This is a genomic window from Escherichia sp. GZ89 (assembly GCF_019366485.1).
Lineage (GTDB): Bacteria > Pseudomonadota > Gammaproteobacteria > Enterobacterales > Enterobacteriaceae > Escherichia > Escherichia fergusonii.
The window spans coordinates 1-517 of the sequence record NZ_JAEOHX010000083.1; the positions used below are offsets into that span (position 1 = coordinate 1).

A 517-nucleotide genomic window follows, 5' to 3' on the forward strand; every position below is an offset into this window, starting at 1 on the left:
TTATTGATGCCCTGGCCGCTGAGTTATACCCCGTTATGGATGATACTACTGTCGCTGGTCGTGTTTGACTGTGTACGTAGCCAGCGCAGGATTAATACCTGCCAGGGAGAGATCAAGCTACTCATGGACGGGCGCTTACGCTGGCAGGGACAGGACTGGACGCTCTTGCGTCCTCCCTGGTTACTGAAGAGCGGGATGGTGTTGCGTTTACGCGCAGAGTCTGGACGTCATCAGCATTTATGGCTGGCGGCGGATAGCGTGGAAGAAGCGGAATGGCGTGAGTTGCGTCGGATACTGTTACAGCAGCCGATATAGCGCCAACTCTGACGGAACGACGCAAACGCGGTTCCGTCGAGAGGGAAATACAGCGAGTAAGGCTTCAGGCGTAGTGTTCGGCCATTTCGCCGAGAATTTGTTCACACCAGGTCTGTATACGCTCATCGCTGAGATCGTACTGGTTCGTTTCATCCAGCGCCAGGCCGACAAACAGTTGCCCATCCGCAATGACCGGTTTATT

At 54.5% G+C, this 517-nt stretch carries 1 protein-coding gene and 1 pseudogene; one reads left to right on the plus strand and one right to left on the minus strand.

Annotated features, from left to right (window positions below; all coding sequences use genetic code 11):
• The coding region (locus tag K0335_RS22330; protein WP_219394178.1) for a protein YgfX at positions 1-315 on the plus strand (315 nt) is incomplete at its 5' end.
• Between the two features lie 64 nt (positions 316-379).
• Here the strand turns inward: K0335_RS22330 and K0335_RS22335 are convergent.
• A pseudogene (locus tag K0335_RS22335) lies at positions 380-517 on the minus strand (flavodoxin FldB); the annotation flags it as partial.